This window comes from Cytobacillus oceanisediminis 2691 (assembly GCF_007678455.1).
Lineage (GTDB): Bacteria > Bacillota > Bacilli > Bacillales > Cytobacillaceae > Mesobacillus > Mesobacillus oceanisediminis_A.
The window spans coordinates 102,382-121,829 of record NZ_VEEP01000001.1; the positions used below are offsets into that span (position 1 = coordinate 102,382).

The 19,448-nt window shown below is 42.9% G+C and carries 22 protein-coding genes; 14 read left to right on the forward strand and 8 right to left on the reverse strand.

Translation table 11 applies throughout. The features are described 5' to 3' along the window. Window positions 1-126 precede the first annotated feature (126 nt). Complete coding sequence (locus FS736_RS00580; RefSeq protein WP_395883475.1) at window positions 127-924, forward strand: enoyl-CoA hydratase; 798 nt, start codon at window positions 127-129, stop codon at window positions 922-924. A gap of 224 nt (window positions 925-1,148) precedes the next feature. Here FS736_RS00580 and FS736_RS00585 read toward each other — a convergent pair whose 3' ends face one another. Next, window positions 1,149-1,334, reverse strand: coding sequence for a YhzD family protein (locus tag FS736_RS00585; RefSeq protein ID WP_144474429.1), 186 nt, complete (start codon window positions 1,332-1,334; stop codon window positions 1,149-1,151). 147 nt (window positions 1,335-1,481) lie between these two features. Between FS736_RS00585 and FS736_RS00590 the strand changes: the two genes are divergently transcribed. From FS736_RS00590 to FS736_RS00620, 7 genes are all read left to right on the forward strand, one after another. After that, entirely contained in the window at window positions 1,482-2,381 is a 900-nt protein-coding gene (locus FS736_RS00590; protein ID WP_144474430.1) for an ABC transporter ATP-binding protein, read from the forward strand. Then, window positions 2,374-3,627: an ABC transporter permease gene (locus tag FS736_RS00595; protein ID WP_144474431.1), complete on the forward strand. Its 1,254-nt coding sequence runs from the start codon at window positions 2,374-2,376 to the stop codon at window positions 3,625-3,627. The genes FS736_RS00590 and FS736_RS00595 overlap by 8 nt, the downstream gene beginning before the upstream one ends. Window positions 3,628-3,754: 127 nt before the next feature. Beyond that, complete coding sequence (locus FS736_RS00600) at window positions 3,755-4,450, forward strand: Type 1 glutamine amidotransferase-like domain-containing protein (RefSeq protein WP_144474432.1); 696 nt, start codon at window positions 3,755-3,757, stop codon at window positions 4,448-4,450. A 119-nt stretch (window positions 4,451-4,569) separates the two neighbouring features. Further along, entirely contained in the window at window positions 4,570-5,793 is a 1,224-nt protein-coding gene (locus FS736_RS00605; RefSeq protein ID WP_144474433.1) for a metallophosphoesterase family protein, read from the forward strand. A gap of 17 nt (window positions 5,794-5,810) precedes the next feature. Then, the gene (locus tag FS736_RS00610; RefSeq protein ID WP_144474434.1) at window positions 5,811-8,819 is read left to right on the forward strand and encodes an ATP-binding protein; all 3,009 of its coding nucleotides are present in this window, start codon (window positions 5,811-5,813) and stop codon (window positions 8,817-8,819) included. A 74-nt stretch (window positions 8,820-8,893) separates the two neighbouring features. Then, window positions 8,894-9,838, forward strand: coding sequence for a 3'-5' exoribonuclease YhaM (gene yhaM, locus FS736_RS00615; protein ID WP_144474435.1), 945 nt, complete (start codon window positions 8,894-8,896; stop codon window positions 9,836-9,838). 178 nt (window positions 9,839-10,016) lie between these two features. Next, window positions 10,017-10,199 (forward strand): sporulation YhaL family protein, encoded by a 183-nt coding sequence (locus FS736_RS00620; RefSeq protein WP_144474436.1) that lies wholly within the window; start codon window positions 10,017-10,019, stop codon window positions 10,197-10,199. Window positions 10,200-10,259: 60 nt separating this feature from the next. On the opposite strand, the gene FS736_RS00625 is transcribed toward FS736_RS00620, so the two are convergent. After that, complete coding sequence (locus FS736_RS00625; RefSeq protein ID WP_144474437.1) at window positions 10,260-11,141, reverse strand: peptidylprolyl isomerase; 882 nt, start codon at window positions 11,139-11,141, stop codon at window positions 10,260-10,262. 190 nt (window positions 11,142-11,331) lie between these two features. On the opposite strand from FS736_RS00625, the gene FS736_RS00630 reads away from it, so the two are divergent. The 3 genes from FS736_RS00630 to FS736_RS00640 all read left to right on the forward strand — a co-directional run bounded on the left by FS736_RS00630 (window position 11,332) and on the right by FS736_RS00640 (window position 11,773). Continuing rightward, the gene (locus FS736_RS00630; protein WP_023615406.1) at window positions 11,332-11,412 is read left to right on the forward strand and encodes a YjcZ family sporulation protein; all 81 of its coding nucleotides are present in this window, start codon (window positions 11,332-11,334) and stop codon (window positions 11,410-11,412) included. A 93-nt stretch (window positions 11,413-11,505) separates the two neighbouring features. After that, window positions 11,506-11,589, forward strand: coding sequence for a YjcZ family sporulation protein (locus tag FS736_RS00635; protein ID WP_064503397.1), 84 nt, complete (start codon window positions 11,506-11,508; stop codon window positions 11,587-11,589). Window positions 11,590-11,680: 91 nt separating this feature from the next. Next, window positions 11,681-11,773, forward strand: a complete 93-nt coding sequence (locus FS736_RS00640; RefSeq protein WP_144474438.1) for a YjcZ family sporulation protein — start codon at window positions 11,681-11,683, stop codon at window positions 11,771-11,773. Window positions 11,774-12,157: 384 nt separating this feature from the next. Here the strand turns inward: FS736_RS00640 and FS736_RS00645 are convergent, their stop codons facing one another. From FS736_RS00645 to FS736_RS00655, 3 genes are all read right to left on the reverse strand, one after another. Then, the gene (locus tag FS736_RS00645) at window positions 12,158-12,346 is read right to left on the reverse strand and encodes a hypothetical protein (RefSeq protein ID WP_214705013.1); all 189 of its coding nucleotides are present in this window, start codon (window positions 12,344-12,346) and stop codon (window positions 12,158-12,160) included. Between the two features lie 346 nt (window positions 12,347-12,692). Next, entirely contained in the window at window positions 12,693-13,268 is a 576-nt protein-coding gene (locus FS736_RS00650; protein WP_144474439.1) for an HTH-type transcriptional regulator Hpr, read from the reverse strand. A gap of 238 nt (window positions 13,269-13,506) precedes the next feature. Further along, a complete protein-coding gene (locus FS736_RS00655; protein WP_144474440.1) occupies window positions 13,507-13,875 on the reverse strand; it encodes a YtxH domain-containing protein in 369 nt (122 codons plus the stop codon). A 161-nt stretch (window positions 13,876-14,036) separates the two neighbouring features. Between FS736_RS00655 and FS736_RS25715 the strand changes: the two genes are divergently transcribed. Then, window positions 14,037-14,243: a membrane protein YhzF gene (locus FS736_RS25715; RefSeq protein WP_144474441.1), complete on the forward strand. Its 207-nt coding sequence runs from the start codon at window positions 14,037-14,039 to the stop codon at window positions 14,241-14,243. A 46-nt stretch (window positions 14,244-14,289) separates the two neighbouring features. Here FS736_RS25715 and FS736_RS00665 read toward each other — a convergent pair whose 3' ends face one another. The 3 genes from FS736_RS00665 to FS736_RS00675 form a co-directional block, all read right to left on the reverse strand. After that, window positions 14,290-14,808: a tryptophan transporter gene (locus tag FS736_RS00665; RefSeq protein WP_144474442.1), complete on the reverse strand. Its 519-nt coding sequence runs from the start codon at window positions 14,806-14,808 to the stop codon at window positions 14,290-14,292. A gap of 124 nt (window positions 14,809-14,932) precedes the next feature. Continuing rightward, on the reverse strand, window positions 14,933-16,015 hold the full coding sequence (serC, locus tag FS736_RS00670) for a 3-phosphoserine/phosphohydroxythreonine transaminase (RefSeq protein ID WP_144474443.1): 1,083 nt from the start codon (window positions 16,013-16,015) through the stop codon (window positions 14,933-14,935). A gap of 394 nt (window positions 16,016-16,409) precedes the next feature. Beyond that, window positions 16,410-16,829 (reverse strand): HIT family protein, encoded by a 420-nt coding sequence (locus FS736_RS00675; protein ID WP_144474444.1) that lies wholly within the window; start codon window positions 16,827-16,829, stop codon window positions 16,410-16,412. A 581-nt stretch (window positions 16,830-17,410) separates the two neighbouring features. Between FS736_RS00675 and FS736_RS00680 the strand changes: the two genes are divergently transcribed. Both FS736_RS00680 and FS736_RS00685 read left to right on the forward strand, forming a co-directional pair. Then, window positions 17,411-18,151 (forward strand): ABC transporter ATP-binding protein, encoded by a 741-nt coding sequence (locus tag FS736_RS00680; protein ID WP_144474445.1) that lies wholly within the window; start codon window positions 17,411-17,413, stop codon window positions 18,149-18,151. Further along, window positions 18,144-19,355 carry an ABC transporter permease gene (locus tag FS736_RS00685; protein ID WP_144474446.1) on the forward strand — a complete coding sequence of 404 codons (1,212 nt, stop codon included), beginning with the start codon at window positions 18,144-18,146 and terminating at the stop codon, window positions 19,353-19,355. Before FS736_RS00680 ends, FS736_RS00685 begins: the two co-directional genes overlap by 8 nt. Window positions 19,356-19,448: the final 93 nt, after the last annotated feature.

The window sequence follows — 19,448 nt, forward strand, 5'->3', positions numbered from 1 at the left end:
AAAATACAGAAGATTTTCCAGCCTGAGACCAGAAAATTTCTTTAGAAAAGTCTAAATAGTGAGAAAAAAGGTTTTTAAATATAACATCTCACTATATAATAAAAATATACGGACTTATTGGAGGGGATGAAGGTGGCGATTGAGTTTTCAACAGACACTGTAAAGTTAGGCATTGACGGGCGGGTAGCTGTTCTTGAATTGAATAGGCCTGAAGCACTGAATGCCCTGGATGTGGAAATGATCAGGGGAATTACGATGAATCTTAAAGAAATTTGCAAATCGGATGAAATTGACATCGTGGTGATAAAAGGTGCAGGCCGTGCGTTTTCTGCTGGCGGCGATATCAAGACAATGCTTTCGAATGCAAATGAAAGCGATTTCTACCATGTGATGGATGATATTCACGACATGATTGTCACCCTTTACAGCATGCCAAAGTTAACAATCAGCGCTGTAACAGGAGCTGCAGCTGGCCTGGGCTTCAGCCTTGCGCTTGCGACGGACTACATTATCGCTGAGCCGTCTAGCAAGATTGCGATGAACTTTATTGGCATTGGATTGATTCCTGATGGCGGAGGCCACTTCTTCATGGAAGAGCGGCTGGGGGAAACAAAGGCGAAGCAGATGATTTGGGACGGCAAAACACTATCGGCCGGAGAGGCACTCAGTCTCGGACTCGTTGATGAAGTACCGGCAGATGAATTTAAAACAGCAGTCGACCAGAAAGTGCAGGAATGGCTGAACAAACCGGTCCAGGCAATGGTCAAAACCAAGAAAATCCTTGCCGAAAAAAATCGCCCTTCATTACTGAAAATTCTAGAACTTGAAAAATACGGACAATCCAAAATGCGTCAGACAGAGGATCATCAGGAAGGGATCAAAGCTTTTCTCGAAAAGAGAAAGCCAAATTTCAAAGGTAAATAAAGGCTGTTTTCGTAAAGATTGTTGTTAAAATCCTAAAGCCGATTTTAACGTAATATATACCGATTTCGGAGGACGGTATGAAGTTTACATGCTCTTTTCTCATAAAAAGCACCTTCTTTACGAAGGTAAACAGCTAATTCAGTCCAATTTTGTATTCAATAGCAACAAAGTTTGAGAAAAGAGCCTAAATAAAGAAGCGAAGAGGAATTTTCCTCTTCGCTTTTTTATGGATGAAACAATATCAACTTTCCTCTTGGTGAAGTGCAGCGGTGTGTTTTGTCGCTTAAGTTCTTTTCTTCAAGCATTCGGGCGCCGATTTCCTTTGCTTCGTCATCGTTCCCAGCCTGGAACGATTCATCAACAAGTTTTTCCCCGTTTGGTTCAAAGGCTGTCAATTTGTAAGTATCCATAACAAAATCCCCTTTGTTATAAAATTCAGATGATTACTATTATTTTTGCATAATTTTTTCAAATTTGCAAAACAAAAAAACATCAGAATATGAAACTATTTCCATTCAAAAATCGTAGTATTTTTATGGAGAAGGAGGAGAGCGAGTATGGTACTGCAGATCGATTGTGTCACAAAGAGATTTGGAAGCTTTACAGCGGTGAACAATCTTTCACTAAATATTCCGGAAAAGGAAATGTTCGGATTCCTCGGTGCGAATGGTGCTGGTAAAACGACGACCTTCCGGATGATCCTTGGCCTGTTGGATGCATCAGAAGGCAGGATTTCATGGGACGGCAAGCCGATCAATTATGAAACCAGCAGCATTATTGGCTATCTGCCGGAGGAAAGGGGGCTTTATCCGAAGCTCAAGGTCCGCGATCAGATTGTCTATCTTGCCAGATTAAGAGGCATGCAGAAACAGGCTGCCCTGAAGGAACTTGATTACTGGCTGAACCGGTTCAAGGTTCCTGAATATGCAGATAAAAAGGTAGAGGAGCTTTCGAAGGGGAATCAGCAGAAAATCCAGTTCATTGCGGCGGTCATCCATAAACCGAAGCTGCTGATCCTTGATGAGCCATTCAGCGGCCTGGATCCTGTGAATGTTGAACAGTTGAAGGAAGCGGTAGTTGAATTGAAGAATACAGGGACGACCATTGTTTTTGCCAGCCATCGCATGGAGCATGTGGAGGAAATGTGTGAGCATATTTGCATCATGCATAAAGGCAGCCCTGTTGTCCACGGGTCGCTAAAGGAGATCAAAAGATCCTTTGGTAAAAAGAACCTTGTCATTCATGCGGATTTTGATACAGCTTTCCTAAAGGAGTATCCTGGCGTGACAAAGTCAAAGTTGACAGCCGAGGGGATTCATCTGCAAATCACCGGTGAGCAAGCAGCGCAGGATATCCTAAAAGAGATAGTAGGGAAAGGATTCATCCGCAAGTTTGTCCTTGAAGAGCCAAGCTTGAACGATATTTTCATAGAGAAGGTAGGTGCTTCATATGAATAATTTCTTAATCATCCTCAAGCATACATATATGAGCAAGCTTAAAACAAAATCCTTTCTGGTTACGACCATACTGACCGTCGGAATTATGCTGGCACTGACCAACATGACCAATATTATCGACTTTTTCAATAAGGGCGGTGACGCCGACAAAATTGCGGTGATTGATGGAACCGGAAAACTGTATGACCCCCTGAAAGAGCAGATGAAGATTATTAATGATGAACTTGTCCTGGAGAAGTACGATGGGAATGAAAAAAACGCCAGGAAAGCAGTGGAGGAAGGGAAATATAAGGGGCTTCTTGAATTAAGATTGAATGACGACGAGCTTCCGGCTGCTTCATACAAAGCAATGAGCATTGCTGATTCTGCCATTCCTGCAGACCTGCAGGCAGCATTGCAGCAGCTGAAAACGGCTATTGCTTCCACTCAGATCAACATCGAGCCTGAACAATTGGAAAAATTATATGCACCGGTTGAATTCGAAAAAGCGGCTTTGGAAGAAGACGCCAAGACAGAAGAGGAATTGAATCAGGCACGAGGGCTTGTCTACGTCCTGCTCTTTATCATTTATTTTGCCGTCATCATGTACGCGAACATGATCGCCATGGAAGTCGCGACTGAAAAATCTTCACGAGTGATGGAAATCATGATATCCAGTGTTTCGCCGATAAAACAAATGTTTGCGAAGATCCTCGGAATTGGGCTGTTAAGCCTGACTCAGCTCGCTGCCCTTCTGTTAGTCGGATATTTTTCAATCAAACAGAATCTTGAGAACATGGAAGGCGGGTTCTTCGAGTTTTTTGGCTTTGGAAATGTAGCGGGCAGCACGATTGCTTACGCAGTGATTTTCTTCATATTAGGCTATTTCCTGTATGCGACAATGGCTGCGTTCCTGGGTTCCCTCGTAAGCAGGATCGAAGACGTTCAGCAAATGATCACGCCAATGACACTGCTTGTGGTCGCCGGATTCATGATGGCGATGTTTGGCTTAGGCCAGCCTGAGGCACCGTTCGTAAAATATACATCGTTCATTCCGTTCTTCTCGCCGATGCTGATGTTCCTGCGGGTAGGAATGCTCAATATCCCTTTCTGGGAAATTGCCCTTTCAATCGGCATCCTGGTAGCGACAATTGCTTTCCTTGCCGTATTTGGTGCAAGGGTATACCGGGGAGGAGTGCTTATGTACGGTAAATCGAATTCCTTTAAGGATATTAAAAAGGCGCTTCAGTTAACGAGAAACGAATAATCGGACAAAAGCTGCAATTCATTTTGGATTGCGGTTTTTTAATACAGGAATTCCGATATGCCTGGTTGAATATTTAATGATATTCATTAATGTTAATTATCCATTTAAATGAAGGAGAGTGTGCGAGTTGAAACAAATCATTGCAATGGGGGGCGGGGGATTCTCAATGGAACCGGAGAACCCGCTATTAGATTTATATATACTTGGCCAGTCAGAAAAACAGAAGCCCAAGGTTTGCTTTGTTCCTACTGCAAGCGGGGATGCGGATGGTTATATTGAGAGATTTTATACCGCTTTCCAATCACATGAATGCATCCCTTCGCATCTATCCTTATTCAGACCGCCGTCTAGAGACCTGGAAGCCTTTGTGATGGGTCAGGACATTATATATGTCGGGGGAGGCAGCACAAAGAATCTCCTTGCGCTTTGGAAGGAATGGGAATTGGATAGCATCCTGCTCAAGGCCTGGGAGCAGGGCATCATCATGGCAGGAGTCAGTGCTGGATCGATTTGCTGGTTTGAAGAAGGTGTGACGGATTCCTATGGAGACGGCATGGAACCGCTGAAGAGCCTTGGCTTTTTAAAAGGAAGCAATTGCCCCCATTATGATGGAGAAGCGGAACGGCGTCCGGCTTATGAACAATTTGTCGCTTCAGGGAAGATTGCTGGCGGGTTCGCAGCCGATGATAGCGCGGCTTTGCATTTTATCGGTGAAGAACTGCTCAGGGTTGTGAGTTCAAGGACGGAGGCAAAAGCCTATCAAGTAAGTCTGGAAAATGGGAAATTCAAAGAAAGAGTGCTGGATACAATCTATCTTGGTTAAAGCTGAACTGCAGTTCTCGAAAGGACTGCAGTTTTTTTGCTGCAATCGGTATAAGAACGTGCATTCGTATTTTTGGAATGGTAAAATAAACTTAAATATGAGGGGAAAGGAATATTCCAATGAAACAGGTGAAGTTTTTACATACAGCCGACCTCCATCTGGACAGCCCGATGGTCGGCCTGAGGCATCTGCCCAAAGCCATTTTTCACCGGCTTCAGGAGAGCACTTTTAAAGCATTGAGCAATATTACGGATACAGCAATCAAACAGGAAGTGGATTTTGTTGTAATCGCCGGGGATCTGTATGATTCTGAAGACAGGAGCATTCGCGCCCAGGCTTTTTTCCGAAATGAAATGGCCAGGCTTGGCGAAAAAGGAATCAAGGTCTTTGCGATACACGGGAACCATGACCATCTTGGATCCCGCTCGATTACAATCGATTTTCCTGACAATGTGCATTTCTTTAATGATCAGGTGGAAACAGCCGTCTTCAGCAAAGATGATGGCACACTCGTCCATTTATACGGTTTCAGCTATCCGGAGAGACATGTAATGGAACGGTGGATTGAGAAATATAAGAAGTCTGATGGCGCTGACTTTCACATTGGGCTGCTTCATGGACATTTTGAAGGGGCCAGTGACCATGGAAAATACGCACCCTTCAGGTTAGGGGATCTTATCGGCAAAGGATATGATTACTGGGCCCTTGGCCATATTCATAAAAGAGCGGTTTTATCTGAACAGCCATATATTGTCTATCCAGGTAACCCTCAGGGACGAAATAGGAAGGAACTGGGAGACAAGGGGGCTGCGATTGTCCAATTGACAGACACAGGTTCCGAAGTTTCTTTCATTGAAAGCGCTGATGTGATCTGGGATGAACTGGTGATTGATGCCCAGGAGGCTGTGGGATTCAATATCCTTTATGACCAATGCCTCGCAGCCATTGATGGTAAAAGAACAGAAGGAAAAGGAGTTTTGCTTGATATCCACATAGAACGCCTTAATTCCAATCTTACAGATGTCATCGATAAAATAGCCAGTGGTGAATTGCTTGAACTGCTCCAGGAGAATGAAAAGGAAGAGGATTCTTTTGTCTGGGTCCACAGGCTCCGGTTTTCAGAAGAACTTGTGATTGATCGTGGGAACTTGATTAAACAAAGTGATTTTTATGAGGAATTATTCAGGACAATTGAACAGTATGGCGACTTAAATGAACCGTTGTCTCCATTATTCCGGCACAGTCAGGCACGAAGGCATCTGGATGTGTTGTCTGAAAACGAAAAAGAACAGCTGATCAAGGATGCTGAGCATCTCCTGCTCCGGCAGATGCTGGAAAAATAGTGAAAGGAGGCAATGTGATGAAGCTTATTGAATTGCATATATACGGGTACGGCAAGCTTGAGGATTATGTGATCAAGTCGATGGATCGATTTGAGGTTTTTTATGGCGAAAATGAAGCTGGAAAGTCCACGATCATGTCATTCATCCACAGTATCCTGTTCGGTTTCCCGGCCAGGCAGAGTTCAGAAATCCGCTATGAGCCGAAAAATAACCCTAAGTATGGTGGGAAGATTAAAGCCTTTTTTCCTGAAAGAGGAGTCGCGGTCATCGAAAGGGTGAAAGGAAAGGCCGCAGGGGATGTAACTGTATCGCTTGAAGATGGGACAATCGGTGGGGAAGAGCTGCTGAAGGATCTGTTGAAAAGAATGGATAAAGGCATCTTTCAGGCGATCTTTTCTTTTAATGTTCATGGACTGCAAAATATACATGCGCTGAAGGGGGAAGATCTCGGCAGATATTTATTTTCTGCGGGAACGATTGGTACGGATAAACTCTTCAATACTGAAAGCTATCTGCTAAAGGAAATGGAGCAGCGTTTCAAACCAGGCGGGAGACGGCCTCTGTTAAATGAAAAAATGAAGGAACTGAAGGAAGTCCAGGCTTCGCTAAAAAATGCTGAGCAGCAAAATGATCAGTATTCACAGTGGGTGAAAGATAAAGAAGAACTTGAAAACAATATAGCCAGGCTCGAGGGCGAAATTGGCCGGCTGGAGCAAATAGGAGTGAAGCTGCGTGAATACAAGCGAAACGAAAAGCTTGTCATTGAAGCTGCTGCATTAGAGAGAAAAATCCAGGAGCTGGATCAATCATTTTTTCCGGAAGACGGCCTTAACCGACTTGAGAAATTGGACGAGAAGCTTAAGCAAATCCATACAAGAATACTGACACTGAAAGAAAAACAGCAAAAGGGTCAGGCTGATTTGGAAAAAAACAGGCCGGACTTCGAACTGATTGGGATGGAAACGGAAATCAACGCCCGGGTCGAGAATCTTCCATTATATGATCAGCTAAATCAGGAAAAAAGACTGCTAGAATCAAAAGTTGAAGAAATATCCGAAGAAATCAGCTTGATTAATGACCAGCTCCATGCAGATTTCGACGAAGAAAGTATACAGGATATCAACACGAGCATTTTTATTAAGGATGAGGTTGAAAAACTGCAACAGGCGCAACAGAGATCAAGTGATAAGAAACTGCAGCTGGAAGAAGATTTTGACGAGGAAAAACGCGCACTCGCGGAACTGGAAGAACATGCTGATACCGTAAAAGGACAATTGCTTGATGAAGTTAGGCGCAATCAGCTGATGAAAGAACTGGACCTGCTTGAAAATAGAGAGAGAATCCGTTCTGAATGGCAGCATGTCACAGACCAGATTGAAGGAGTCAAAGCCCGGGAGGCAACAGAGCAAACCAGGAATAAAAAGCAACAAAAGAATGCACGTAAGCAATCGCTCCTTCTTGGGGGAATCTTCCTCATTGTTTTAATCTGGGGAATTGCTAATGGAACTTGGCTTTTGGCTGGTGTAGGGGTTGCCGGCTTGATTTTTCTGGCGGTTGGGCTGCTCAAGTCAGCAGATGATACAGAAGGAGACCATTCTGCGGATGCAGTGTTCCTGTCAAAGTTGATTGAGCGGGAAAGGTCGTTGAAAGAAATTTTGAACAGCCAGCCGGGAGGCAATCTATTTTCAATTAAGAGCCTGTTGGCGAAGGACGAAGAAGCACAGCTTCTCCACCGCGAGCTGCAAGTTAAGATTGGGCAGCAGCAGCAACGTTTTGAAAAGGTTGTTCAGCAATTTGAAGTGTGGGAAGCAGATAACGTCTCTTTGAGCCAGAAAAAGGGCGAATTATTGAGGCAATTCGGACTGGAAGAGATTGACGGTCCAATAAAGTTATTGGATGCTTTTCAGTTACTGGAAAAGCAAAAACAATACTTCCGTGATCGAAAGCGAACAAGAGAAAACCTGAAGAAAGTTACCCTATCATTGAAAGATATGGAAGACAGCCTTAAAGTGCTTGCTGAGCGTTTTCTGCAAAATGTCAATCTTCCTCCAGTGGAAGCAGCAGGGTTATTGAAGCGGGCTTTGCGTGAAGCATTGGAGCAGCAGACGGAATATCGTGAATTGGAAGCAAAACTGGCTGAGCTTGGAGAAGAGCTCGCTGCACTTGAAAAGGAAGAATTGATCTTAAGCGAAGAGAAGGCAGGATTATTGGCTCAGGCTGATACGGAGCGTGAGGATGAATTCAGGCTGAAAGCGAAAAATGCTGAACTGCTGAAAGGCTGGTCAGCAAGGCATGAGGATATCGTTCATCAATTGTTCGCTTCGGGCATAAGCGAAGAGGACAGGGAGAAAATCCTGACAGGCATTTCGCTTGAGGAACAAATAGAGGGAAATTCAGTGAAGCTGGAAGCGTGCAAGCGGGATCTGACGCAGCAGTTTGATTCCATTGCTGATGTGAAGCATAAGATGAAGATAATCGAAGAGGGAGGCATATATAGCGAACTTCTCCATAAATATCGGCAGCTGCAGCATGAATTTGCTGAAGATGCAAAGGAATGGGGAAAGTTTGCAGTCGCCGGGGACATGCTCTCGAAAACAATCGGGCGGTATAAAGAAGAACGGATGCCGAGGATGCTTGCCAAGGCAGAAAGTTTCCTATCGATTTTGACAGATGGCGTTTATGGGAAAATCATACCCCAGCCTTCTGGCAGCGGTTTTCTGATAGAAAGGGAGGATCATGCATTATTTGAAGCGAATGAGCTAAGCCAGGCGACGGCAGAACAAGTATATGTGTCGATCAGGCTGGCACTTGCCGCTGTGCATCATGACCGTTATCCATTTCCGATCATCATTGATGACAGCTTTGTCAATTTTGATCATAAGAGGACAGCCCGCGTGATCCAACTGCTTAGGGAAATGAGCAATCAAAACCAGATTTTGATATTTACATGCCATCGCCATCTTTTGGACTATTTTTCAGGTAATGAAATTGTGCATATGGGAGAAACAAGCAAAAATACAGTTTAAAATAGCAGGGTCAGAGAATCAGAACAATAGATTCTGTATGTTATACTGTTGCAGAGAGGAGAGGGCGGTTAACGATGAATAAAGGAATTTTGAATCACGAAACAGGGGAACAGGTTGAGCTGTTTTTACTGGTAAAACACTCGTCAAAAGGGATTGCCAGCAATGGTAAGCCATTTTTGACACTTATCCTCCAGGACCAGAGCGGAGACATCGAGGCGAAACTATGGGATGTTTCACCGGAAGATGAAACGATGTATGCTGCCGAAAGCATTGTAAAGGTACAGGGGGACATCCAGAACTATCGGGGGCGTAATCAGCTGAAGATCAGGCAAATTCGTCCGGCTTCCGAAGCTGACTCTGTAAAACTCTCGGATTTCCTTGAAACAGCTCCTGTCAGCCAGGACGAAATGAGCAGCAAGCTTACGCAATATATTTTCGAAATGAAAAATCCAAATATCCAGAGAATCACCAGACATTTATTGAAAAAGAACATGAACGCATTCATGGAGTATCCGGCAGCGACAAAGAATCATCATGAATTTGTATCAGGTCTTGCCTACCATGTGACCTCCATGCTGGACCTAGCAAAGTCAATCGCAACACTCTACCCGAGTCTTGATAAGGACCTTTTGTACGCTGGAGTCATCCTTCATGATCTCGGAAAAGTCATAGAGCTTTCCGGACCTATTTCAACGACATACACAGTAGAAGGCAATCTTCTCGGACATATATCGATCATGGTCAACGAAATTGGCAAGGCAGCGGATGAATTGGGGATCTCAGGTGAAGAAGTAATGATCCTTCAGCATATGGTCCTCAGTCATCACGGCAAAGCAGAATGGGGCAGTCCAAAACCTCCGATGATCAAAGAGGCGGAAATCCTGCATTATATCGATAATCTCGATGCGAAAATGAACATGCTCGACCGAGCGCTTTCAAGGGTGAAACCAGGTGAGTTTTCTGAAAGAGTGTTTGCACTTGATAACCGGTCATTTTATAAGCCTGTATTCCATAAGTAAGAATCTAAACCCCTGCCAAACTGTGCAGGGGTTTCTTCTTCATTGAAGGGGATAAAGGTTATAACCGTCTTTAACTATCAACGCTAATTTCTGCGGCAATGGCATATTCTTAATTAAAGCCACATATGTTTTCTGTAAGAGTTCAATTTGGACAACCTTTAAATGGAGGGTATGAAAAATGTCAATTCCAATCTGGGTAATAGCAGTCGCAGCAGGGATCGTATTCAGCGCGTTCATGGCGGTCAAAACAGGAAAAGAGGAAAGAGAACAAGAAATGGAAAGCATTGAACGAGAGGGCGAGCTCTATATGAAACGGCTCGAGCGGGAAAAAGAACGACGTGAAAATTCGGCAGAAGCATAAAAAAGCACTGGCTCCAGAATTTCGGAGCCAGTGCTTTTTTTATGAGATCAGCCTGTCTAATTATGGCTGTGTTGGTGCTTCTGCTTCAGGGAACTCTGCAGCGCCTTTAAGGTCTTTATCCTTGATCTTAACATTTGCTTTGTCAAGCTCACGCTTCAGTACTTCCTGGATTTTATTAGAGTCAAGCTGTGCTAGCTTTAGGTCATACTCTAATTTGTCCTTCATTTTATCGTATGATTCTTTTTCTTTCTTCTCTGTGACCTTGATGATGTGGAAGCCGTGCTGTGATTTGACAGGTCCACTGATTTCATTCACGTCAAGAGCATAGGCAGCCTCTTCGAATTCAGGAACCATTTTGCCAGGTCCGAAGAACCCAAGGTCTCCGCCATTTGCAGCTGAACCAGGGTCTTGAGAATACTCCTTCGCCAGGTCTTCGAACTTCGCGCCTTCATCGAGCTTTTTCTTGACTTCCTTAGCAGTCGCTTCATCTTTTACAAGGATGTGGCTCGCCTTGATTTCAGGCTTGTACTCCTCATAACGTTTCTTGACCTCTGCTTCACTAACCTTTACATCTTTAAGGGCTGCTTTTTCCATAAGCAGCTGGTCTTTAAGCACTGCTTTTAACTCTTCCTCATCCTTAAGCTGGTTCTGCTGAAGTACTAGCTCAAAGTTATCTCCTAGCTCTTCTTTAAGCTCGGCCACTTTTTGTTCAACTTCTTTGTCAGTTACCTTATAGTTCTTTGAAAGAACTTTTTGGTAAAGCATTTCCTGGAGCGCTTGCTCCCCATATTTTTCCTTCATTGATTGATAAAGTTCTTCTTTAGTAATATTACCTGCTTTTGACTCAACGATTACTTCAGAAGAATCTGCATTATCATTACTGCATGCGCCTAATCCCATGACTCCGGCCGCAACCGTGAGGGAAATGATCATTTTTTTCATGGTGAACAACTCCTAAAAAGAAAATTCGAGTGGCCGTTTTTATCCACAAAGTCTACTATACCATATTTTTAATTTTCCACAAAAAATAAACACTGGATTTATTTTACTATTCTGGAGGGATGGGCGGATATCTATACCGTTTGTTCACATGTGCATAGGATGTAAGGAAGAGAAAAAGGAGGTATTTGTCATGGGCCACTATAATTCAGGATTTGCCTTGATAGTTGTCTTGTTCATTTTGCTGATTGTTGTTGGTGCAGCTTACCTTTAAACAACAAAATGCATGGAAAGCAGGATAACTGCCTATGCGGAAATGAACTTGCTTGAATAAGATATCATAACCACTTTGGAAGGAGGTGTTAATATGGGTGCAGGATACGGCGGCGGCTTTGCGTTAATTGTCGTGTTATTCATTCTGTTAATCATCGTGGGTGCAGCTTGGCTTTAATTTCTGAGTAGAGTATGGGGGTGCTCTCGTCCCCCATATTTCTGACACATGTTATTAAAGCAAGTTCTTAAAGCAGAAAGGAGGAACCTCAATGTCTGGAGGAGGCTTTGGATACGGCGGCGGCTTTGCATTGCTAGTTGTCTTGTTCATTCTGTTAATCATCATCGGTGCATCTTGGCTGTAAGATTTGATGAGGCGATGCTTTCTGCATGCCTGATTAATAAAAATAGTCTTTGTGGAGACCGAAAATAAAAAGCGGTGAGGATGTCCTCACCGCTTAATTTATGTTAATAGTATTTTATGATTTCAACTTCGAGAAATGTCTAGTTCCAGCGCCTAGCACCTCGAGACGCTTGGCTAGTGTCGCCTCCTAGAAACTCCGAAACTTCAACTCCGTCGGCAGAAGCAAAAAGCGCTTCTTTGTCGGACTCTCCAGTTTCTGCGTTTCTGAACAGTCGGCTATACTTTTCGGTTTCGGTCCTGCCAATGAAGTCAAAGAACGACTTCACTGTCATGCCCTCCAGCGCTTGTCGAAGCTGACCACGGCGCTTACGCTTTTCGTATGTAGTCACGTATACAAAATTTCAACGAAAGATGAAATAAGCAAAATTGTAACTAGGATATTGATCGTCCTGAAAATTTTAGCATGTTTGTCTTCCGGGATTTCCTTCTGGATGCAGAGGGAATCTGTTAGCTTATTTATATAGAAAAGAATGAAGGCTGCAAAAAGGACAAACACAAATAAAATGGAGATCATCGAAGAATCCCTCCTTATCAATCTTTTTATCTTAAATACAATAACAAATATTCAAGGAAAAAGATAGTTTTTTATAAAGCGGATGATTAGTAAGTTAGTGGAGGGTGAGAATGAATTTTTTAAATTCATTGCAAAGATAATATAAAGTTTGAATTTTTCGAAATGTGAGATAATGAGCATTTAAATGGAAGAACAAAAAGCGGAAGGATTCATTTTTACAACCGCTTTATAGGATGTTGTCGGCTGAAAGCGAAACCGTTTTTCAGCCAGAGGAAGTGAACAATGCTAGTGTATCTTGGAAGTAATCCCTTCCTCTATTTACGGAGCGAAACTGTGTTTGTCTATCTTAAGCATACTCCTTCTCGGCTGGATCGATCTTTTTAAGCGTTCCGTCCTCGTCTGTAAACTTTCTGTCAATATTCGAGAATGATTTCTCGAATATCTCCATGAAATCATCGCCATAAATATTCCTGACAATCGCCATGATTTCAATAATATCAGGGAATTTTCCATAGAGTTCCTTTAAGGGCATAGCACCTGAAAAAACTGCATTCTTATCAGGTTCGTAGCTTTCCATTAAAGCGAGCAATACGCCTTCGCCTTCTTCGGTTAACTGGATATACGTATTCCTTTTGTCGCTTTCCTTTTTGGAAAACTTTAGATAGCCACGTTCTTCAAGTTTCTTAGAAAAGTTGAAGGCAGTGGATACATGCATCACGCCAAATTTGGCTACATCAGAAATCGAAGCACCATTCAAGTGATAAGCAATCCATAAAATATGATGCTCATTGATATTCAGGTCGAATGGCTTGATCCATTGCTGCCAATCCTTTTCGACAGACTTCCAAAGGGCTTTACTTAACTGGGCAACTCTCTGGCTAAACATCATCGCTTCTTTCATAGTATAATTTTTATCTCCCATTCTCATATTCACCTACTTTATTATTTCTATTTTCATTATGCCAATAAAACAAAAATTAATAAAGATATAAATTTACTAAATTTTTAGAATTTGTTATTTTCCCACTGTAGTCTGGTGTAATTATGTAAAAATTGATAGGTCATAATAAAAATGCCATTTGCATAGTATATTTTTTCTTCAAAAAATAGGAAAATCCTTCCCGATGAAAAAATTTAGTTGGAGGGAAGGATTTCTCCTTTTATTTTTCTTCTGAATTGGCAGCCAATTCAGATTCAAGATCTGAAATGGATTCCTCCAGCTCTTTGATATCTTCCTGAAGGGCCATTTTATTTTCCTCTGTTTCAAGTTTCCATTCCCAAAGAGCGGTTTTTACATCGGTGACAAAAGTTTGGATGGAAGCCTTTCCTTCTTTGGAAGCAGTTGCCACCGTATTTTTTAATTCCACAACGGAATCCTTGATGTCTTTAAGAGACCCGATATACTCATCCTTATTCGCCTTAAGTGTCCTTCTTGTCTCATAACCAGACTTTGGCGCTGCGAGCAGCGTTGCAATTCCAGCTGCCACTCCTCCAACAACCATTCCCATTAAAACTGATTTTGCTTTCATGATTTGACCACCTCGTCATTTTTCTGTATATGTTCTGCAAAAGGATTCAAATTCCTCTATTCCTTCTATATTTAATTTCCTATTCTCGGGCAAATAAACGTTTTATGCTTCATAGGCTCAATTTAACAGGCATAAAGATAAATTAGGTTCATGTACAGAGGATGGAGAGGAGGGGAGCGGGGATTTTTGTTAGTATCGTATTTTTCATCAGTATTGCTTTCTTTTTGGGGGCAGTCCATAATCTCCTTGCATTGAAGAAACCAGGCATGTATCCTCCGAAGATGCATCTGCGAAAAAGGGCTGGCACGTTCGCAGGCGGGGGAGCCATTTTTCTATTGCTCGGGATTATCTTTTATTCATTTCAGTAATGTAAAAAAGCCCCTGTCCTCAAGCTTAGGACAGGGGCTCTATGATTTAATTGATTTCTGCAAGTTTTGCTCGTTTAAAGATATTGGTTGCCACTGGATAAAGAATGGCCATGAATACTGTGTTAAAGGCAGCTGCAGGCAGAACGACTCCCGCGAAAAGGGCGATGAATGGTCCAGGAAGGCCCACTAGGAAGTAAGCTGCTCCAAGGAAAACAATCCCGGAAACAATGGTTCCGATTGCCGTCAGGCCAGCTGCGATATATACTGATGACTTGAATTTTTTCAACGCCAGCAGGAGTGCCAAAAAGACAAATGCCGTTACAGGCTTGTCGATGATATTTGGAATAAGTCCGCCAGGGAACGTTGTAGTCAATCCAGAAATCAAACCAGTTACAGCTCCGATCAAAAATACACTTTTCTTGTCAGGAAACATAAGGACCCCAAGGAACATCATGGTAAGCATCATATCTGGCTTCATTCCAAGGATAAATCCGGGTACAACAGTGTGCAGCACTGCACCCATCCCAACTAATAGTGATAAGGCTACAAGGTTTTTCGTATTCAATTCTCATCTCTCCTCTGCTATTCTAGCTAACTATAGCTCCTCCTGCAGTGCTCTCAATGCCTGCAGCGAAAAGCTTGCTACTATTATAACATATATTTTAGGTGAGTAAAGGGATAATATTCTGTTAATTTCTTAGCCTGAAATCATTCATGAATTTAGCCAGTTTTTCGACATGGCCGAGCGGGACGGCATTGTATATGGAAGCCCTGCAGCCGCCAACAGATCTATGGCCGGCCAAACCAATAAAGCCTGCTTCCTCTGCCTCATGCAGGAAGGAGTCGGTCAAGTCTTCGTTTTCCAGCGTAAAGGTGATATTCATTAAAGAGCGGCTCTCTTTTTCAGCATGGCCCTTATAGAATCCATTACTGCTGTCGATTGCTTCATAAAGCATTGCTGCCTTCTGCTTGTTTTGCAGTTCTAGCTGTTTTACCCCGCCAATGGATTCGGCCCATTCGAGGACTAGCATCAGAAAATAAACGGACAGAGTAGGCGGAGTGTTGTATAGCGATTTGGAGTCAGCCTGCACCTGATAATTGAGCATTGCAGGCAAATCCGGCCTTGAACGTTTGATCAAATCCTTATGTATGATCACTACTGTGACACCGGATGGACCCAGATTTTTCTGCGCACCAGCGTATATGAGCCCATAGGAAGATATATTGACAGGACGGCTTAAAATGTCACTTGACATGTCCGCAACAAGCGGAACGTTAACTTTTTCAGGCAGGTTATGCCACTGGGTACCGAAGATCGTGTTGTTCGTCGTGATGTGGAGGTATGAAGAGCCAGGTTTTAAATTGATTTCTGAGAAGCTGGGGATTGATTTATAGTTAGAAGATTTTGATGAAGCAATTGCCTCCGCACTCCCGATTTTTTGTGCCTCCTTTAATGCTTTTTCAGACCATGTGCCAGTCATGACATATCCTGCAGTCGATCCTTCTTCAAGAAGATTCATCGGTACCATGGTGAATTGAAGACTTGCACCACCCTGGAGGAGAAGCACTTCGTAACCATCCGGAATGTGGAGGAGGTTGCGCAGCAATGACTTTGTCCGGTCATTGAGTGCTTCGAATTGCTTGCTGCGGTGGCTAAGTTCCATGACTCCCATCCCGCTGCCCTGGTAATTCATCATTTCTTTTTCGGCCCTCGCCAGCACAGCCTCAGGCAAGGCGGCAGGTCCGGCATTAAAATTCAGTGCACGTTTCAAGATCATCCCTCCGGAAAAATAAAATTGCAGTGTTTCGTTAATGCATTAAAGTTATTATCATGCTAACAGAAAAAGAAGGGAATTTCTAATGTTTTCAGAAAAGTTTAAACAAATTTCAAGAAGTTCGTTTTGCCTTACATATGACGAAAAGAGCAAAATAGCTGTATGGACAAGTTCTCCATTGCTTTTCAGAGAAGGTCAATTGGACAAAAACGATGGAAGAGCGGCAAAAAGTGTCCGATAGGAAAGCTCTATCGGACAAACACGAGGGGAAAACGGCAAAAAGTGTTCGATAGGAAAGCTTAATCGGACAAACACAAAGTGGGCAGCCAGAAAATTGTCCAATATAAAAGTTGTTTCTAACCAATAAAAAAACTCCCGCAAGTGCGGAAGTCTAGATTTTACTGTTGATCTCGGCAGCGATTTTCTGGTAGTCGTCTGCAGTATATTGATCCTGGTGTGTTTTCCAGACAGCCCCGAAACCGTCTCCATTGCCGTAGCGAGGAATCAGATGCATATGGAAGTGGAAAACAGATTGGCCGGCTGCTTCGCCGTTGTTCTGAAGGACATTCAGCCCGATTGGCTCATAGGCAGCCTTGATCGCATTGGCGACTTTAGGAACAGCCTTAAAAACATTAGCTGCCACTTCATCCGTTAACTCATACACATTTTCTTTATGTACTTTTGGGATGACAAGTGTATGTCCTTTCGTTACCTGGCTGATATCAAGGAATGCCAAAACGTTTTCATCCTCATATACCTTTGCTGAGGGAATGTCGCCATTGATGATTTTACAAAAAATACAATCATTCATATGTTCCACCCTTTCCATTAATCATGTTTCTGGTATTTTATCATATTTTGCCAATAAACATAAAGAAAGAAAGGACAGGATCCGTATGGATTCCTGTCCCTGAAGGGGGAACTGATTACTGTTTATTGACGTTCTTTAGCAGGTTTACCTTTGATAAACACCTCATTTTCAATTCATTCGAATCAAAAGAATGATGGGTTATTTCTCAGTACCTGGTTCAATCGGACCATCCCCTGTCTGCTTTAGTCGGTTTCACAACTTATAAAGCGGGAAGTGATCTGCGACACACACCTCATTTCAAAATGTGGAGTGATGTTACTGAACGGCTGGGTTAACATTTACGTAGCGCAATGCAACCATCCCCTTGTTTGAACGTGGTAAATCAGTGTGCTTATAAATCGAATAATATGTCTTTTACAGACACCTCATTTCGAATTATTGCTCGTTCCCCTTCAAAAATTATGATGCCCCGACTGGCAGTTTATATGTAAAAAAGTTCACCACTTACTTGAAACTTTTCTTAAATGAGATGCATTTGTTAAAATAACGGTACACGACTATGAACTGGAAGGGCGTTGCACATGTCTTTATTGGAAATAAACCAGGTTACCGGCGGATACACGAGGAATCCTGTGCTGAAAAATGTAAGCTTCACAGTCAATAATAATGAAATTGTTGGATTGATTGGCCTAAACGGCGCTGGAAAAAGTACGACGATCAAGCATGTGATTGGATTGATGGAACCTCAAAAGGGTGATATCAAAATCAATGGAAAGACATTCATTGAAGGGAAGGAAGAGTACAGAAAGCAATTCACTTTTGTACCTGAAACGCCTATCCTGTATGATGAATTGACGCTCGAGGAACACCTTCGATTGACAGCGATGGCCTATGGCCTTAAGGAACAAGAGTATGAACAGCGCATTGAAGCTTTGTTAAAAGAGTTCAGGATGAGTAAAAGGCTGAAATGGTTCCCTGCCCATTTCTCAAAAGGAATGAAGCAAAAGGTGATGATCATGTGCGCATTCCTTGTACAGCCATCACTCTATATCGTTGATGAGCCATTTGTTGGCCTTGATCCTCTAGGAATTCAATCTTTGCTGGATTTAATGGACAAGATGAAGCGAAATGGTGCGGGCATTTTGATGTCGACACACATCCTGGCTACGGCTGAACGGTATTGCGATCGTTTTGTGATTCTCCATAATGGAGAGGTACGGGCACAGGGGACACTTGAGGAATTACGGGAACAGTTCAATATGCCCGGCGCTACACTTGATGACCTGTATATCCAGCTGACAAAGGAAGAAGACTATGTTTAATCCGCAAGACTTATGGAAGGAGCGCTTCGGGACTTTTGCGAAGGAAACCGGGAGCTATCTCCGTTATATCTTCAATGGCCATTTAATGATTGTCGTCCTGTTTTTATTGGGAACAGCGGCGTTCTACTATCAAGATTGGATAAAAACACTGCAGTCCGATTTTCCGGCTGCGTGGATCATTGCGTTTATTCTCGCAGCTGTACTTACATATAGCCCTGTCCAGACATTCCTGACCGAAGCGGATAAAATCTTTCTTTTGCCGCTCGAAACAAAGCTGGGTGATTATTTCAGGAAATCGGTCATTTTCAGCCTGAGCCTGCAGTCTTATCTTTTGCTTATGGTGCTTGCGGTTTTAATGCCTCTTCACGTAAAAGTGCATGGTGCAGACTTCAAGTCGTTTTTCATCCTGCTGATTGCTGTGATCCTGATAAAACTGGTCAATCTATTGATTCGCTGGCATGTCCAGCATTATATTGAATCAAGCGTGAAAATGATGGACAGCATCATTCGTTTTTTTATCAACACGGTGCTGATTTATTTCATCTTCTCAGGGGCTCAAATTCTATTTGCAATAGTTCCTGCACTGATTTTCGTTTTCCTATATCTGTATTATAAAAAACAGACTGCGGACAAGGGACTGAAATGGGAGCAATTGATTGAGGATGAAGAGCGGAGGATGAATGCCTTTTACCGTGTTGCCAATATGTTTACGGATGTTCCAAAGCTCCGTGGCAGGACCAGAAGGCGGAAATGGCTTGACTGGCTGGTCAATAGGATTCCTTACCGACAGGACCTTGCATTCAGCCACCTTTATATAAGGACATTCGCAAGAGCCGGGGATTATTTTGGCTTGCTCGTCCGTCTTACCGCAATTGGAGGAGCTGCGCTTTACTTCCTCACATACGGGCCAGGCCAAATTTTGTTCGCCTTGCTTTTCATGTATTTGACAGGGTTTCAGCTCTTGCCGTTATGGAACCATCATGAAAATAAACTTTGGGTCAGTCTTTATCCTTTATCGGAAAAGTCGAGGCGGAAATCCTTTACGAGCCTGCTGTTGGGCATATTGATTTTTCAGACGGCCGTGTTTGCAGGAATGGTCCTGATTAAAGGAGAGCTCGTATTTGGCGCCATCATTTTGGCTGCAGGCGTCGCTTTTGCATTGTTTTTTGTCTATTTTTACAGCATCAACAAACTTAAATCATGATCATAAATCCTTTTCATAATGGCTCCCAGGCTTTTATGAAGAGGATTTTTTTGCAACAAATGTGATTTAAATACGTAAGTATTAGTACGAAAA

What these genes read in the sequence shown, in the direction of transcription:
- FS736_RS00580 (WP_395883475.1), top strand. Translation starts at nt 127, where the DNA reads ATGAAGGTGGCGATTGAGTTTTCAACAGACACTGTAAAGTTAGGCATT.
- FS736_RS00585 (WP_144474429.1), bottom strand. Translation starts at nt 1,334, where the DNA reads ATGGATACTTACAAATTGACAGCCTTTGAACCAAACGGGGAAAAACTT.
- FS736_RS00590 (WP_144474430.1), top strand. Translation starts at nt 1,482, where the DNA reads ATGGTACTGCAGATCGATTGTGTCACAAAGAGATTTGGAAGCTTTACA.
- FS736_RS00595 (WP_144474431.1), top strand. Translation starts at nt 2,374, where the DNA reads ATGAATAATTTCTTAATCATCCTCAAGCATACATATATGAGCAAGCTT.
- FS736_RS00605 (WP_144474433.1), top strand. Translation starts at nt 4,570, where the DNA reads ATGAAACAGGTGAAGTTTTTACATACAGCCGACCTCCATCTGGACAGC.
- FS736_RS00610 (WP_144474434.1), top strand. Translation starts at nt 5,811, where the DNA reads ATGAAGCTTATTGAATTGCATATATACGGGTACGGCAAGCTTGAGGAT.
- yhaM (WP_144474435.1), top strand. Translation starts at nt 8,894, where the DNA reads ATGAATAAAGGAATTTTGAATCACGAAACAGGGGAACAGGTTGAGCTG.
- FS736_RS00620 (WP_144474436.1), top strand. Translation starts at nt 10,017, where the DNA reads ATGTCAATTCCAATCTGGGTAATAGCAGTCGCAGCAGGGATCGTATTC.
- FS736_RS00625 (WP_144474437.1), bottom strand. Translation starts at nt 11,141, where the DNA reads ATGAAAAAAATGATCATTTCCCTCACGGTTGCGGCCGGAGTCATGGGA.
- FS736_RS00630 (WP_023615406.1), top strand. Translation starts at nt 11,332, where the DNA reads ATGGGCCACTATAATTCAGGATTTGCCTTGATAGTTGTCTTGTTCATT.
- FS736_RS00635 (WP_064503397.1), top strand. Translation starts at nt 11,506, where the DNA reads ATGGGTGCAGGATACGGCGGCGGCTTTGCGTTAATTGTCGTGTTATTC.
- FS736_RS00640 (WP_144474438.1), top strand. Translation starts at nt 11,681, where the DNA reads ATGTCTGGAGGAGGCTTTGGATACGGCGGCGGCTTTGCATTGCTAGTT.
- FS736_RS00645 (WP_214705013.1), bottom strand. Translation starts at nt 12,346, where the DNA reads ATGATCTCCATTTTATTTGTGTTTGTCCTTTTTGCAGCCTTCATTCTT.
- FS736_RS00650 (WP_144474439.1), bottom strand. Translation starts at nt 13,268, where the DNA reads ATGGGAGATAAAAATTATACTATGAAAGAAGCGATGATGTTTAGCCAG.
- FS736_RS00655 (WP_144474440.1), bottom strand. Translation starts at nt 13,875, where the DNA reads ATGAAAGCAAAATCAGTTTTAATGGGAATGGTTGTTGGAGGAGTGGCA.
- FS736_RS25715 (WP_144474441.1), top strand. Translation starts at nt 14,037, where the DNA reads ATGGAGAGGAGGGGAGCGGGGATTTTTGTTAGTATCGTATTTTTCATC.
- FS736_RS00675 (WP_144474444.1), bottom strand. Translation starts at nt 16,829, where the DNA reads ATGAATGATTGTATTTTTTGTAAAATCATCAATGGCGACATTCCCTCA.
- FS736_RS00680 (WP_144474445.1), top strand. Translation starts at nt 17,411, where the DNA reads ATGTCTTTATTGGAAATAAACCAGGTTACCGGCGGATACACGAGGAAT.
- FS736_RS00685 (WP_144474446.1), top strand. Translation starts at nt 18,144, where the DNA reads ATGTTTAATCCGCAAGACTTATGGAAGGAGCGCTTCGGGACTTTTGCG.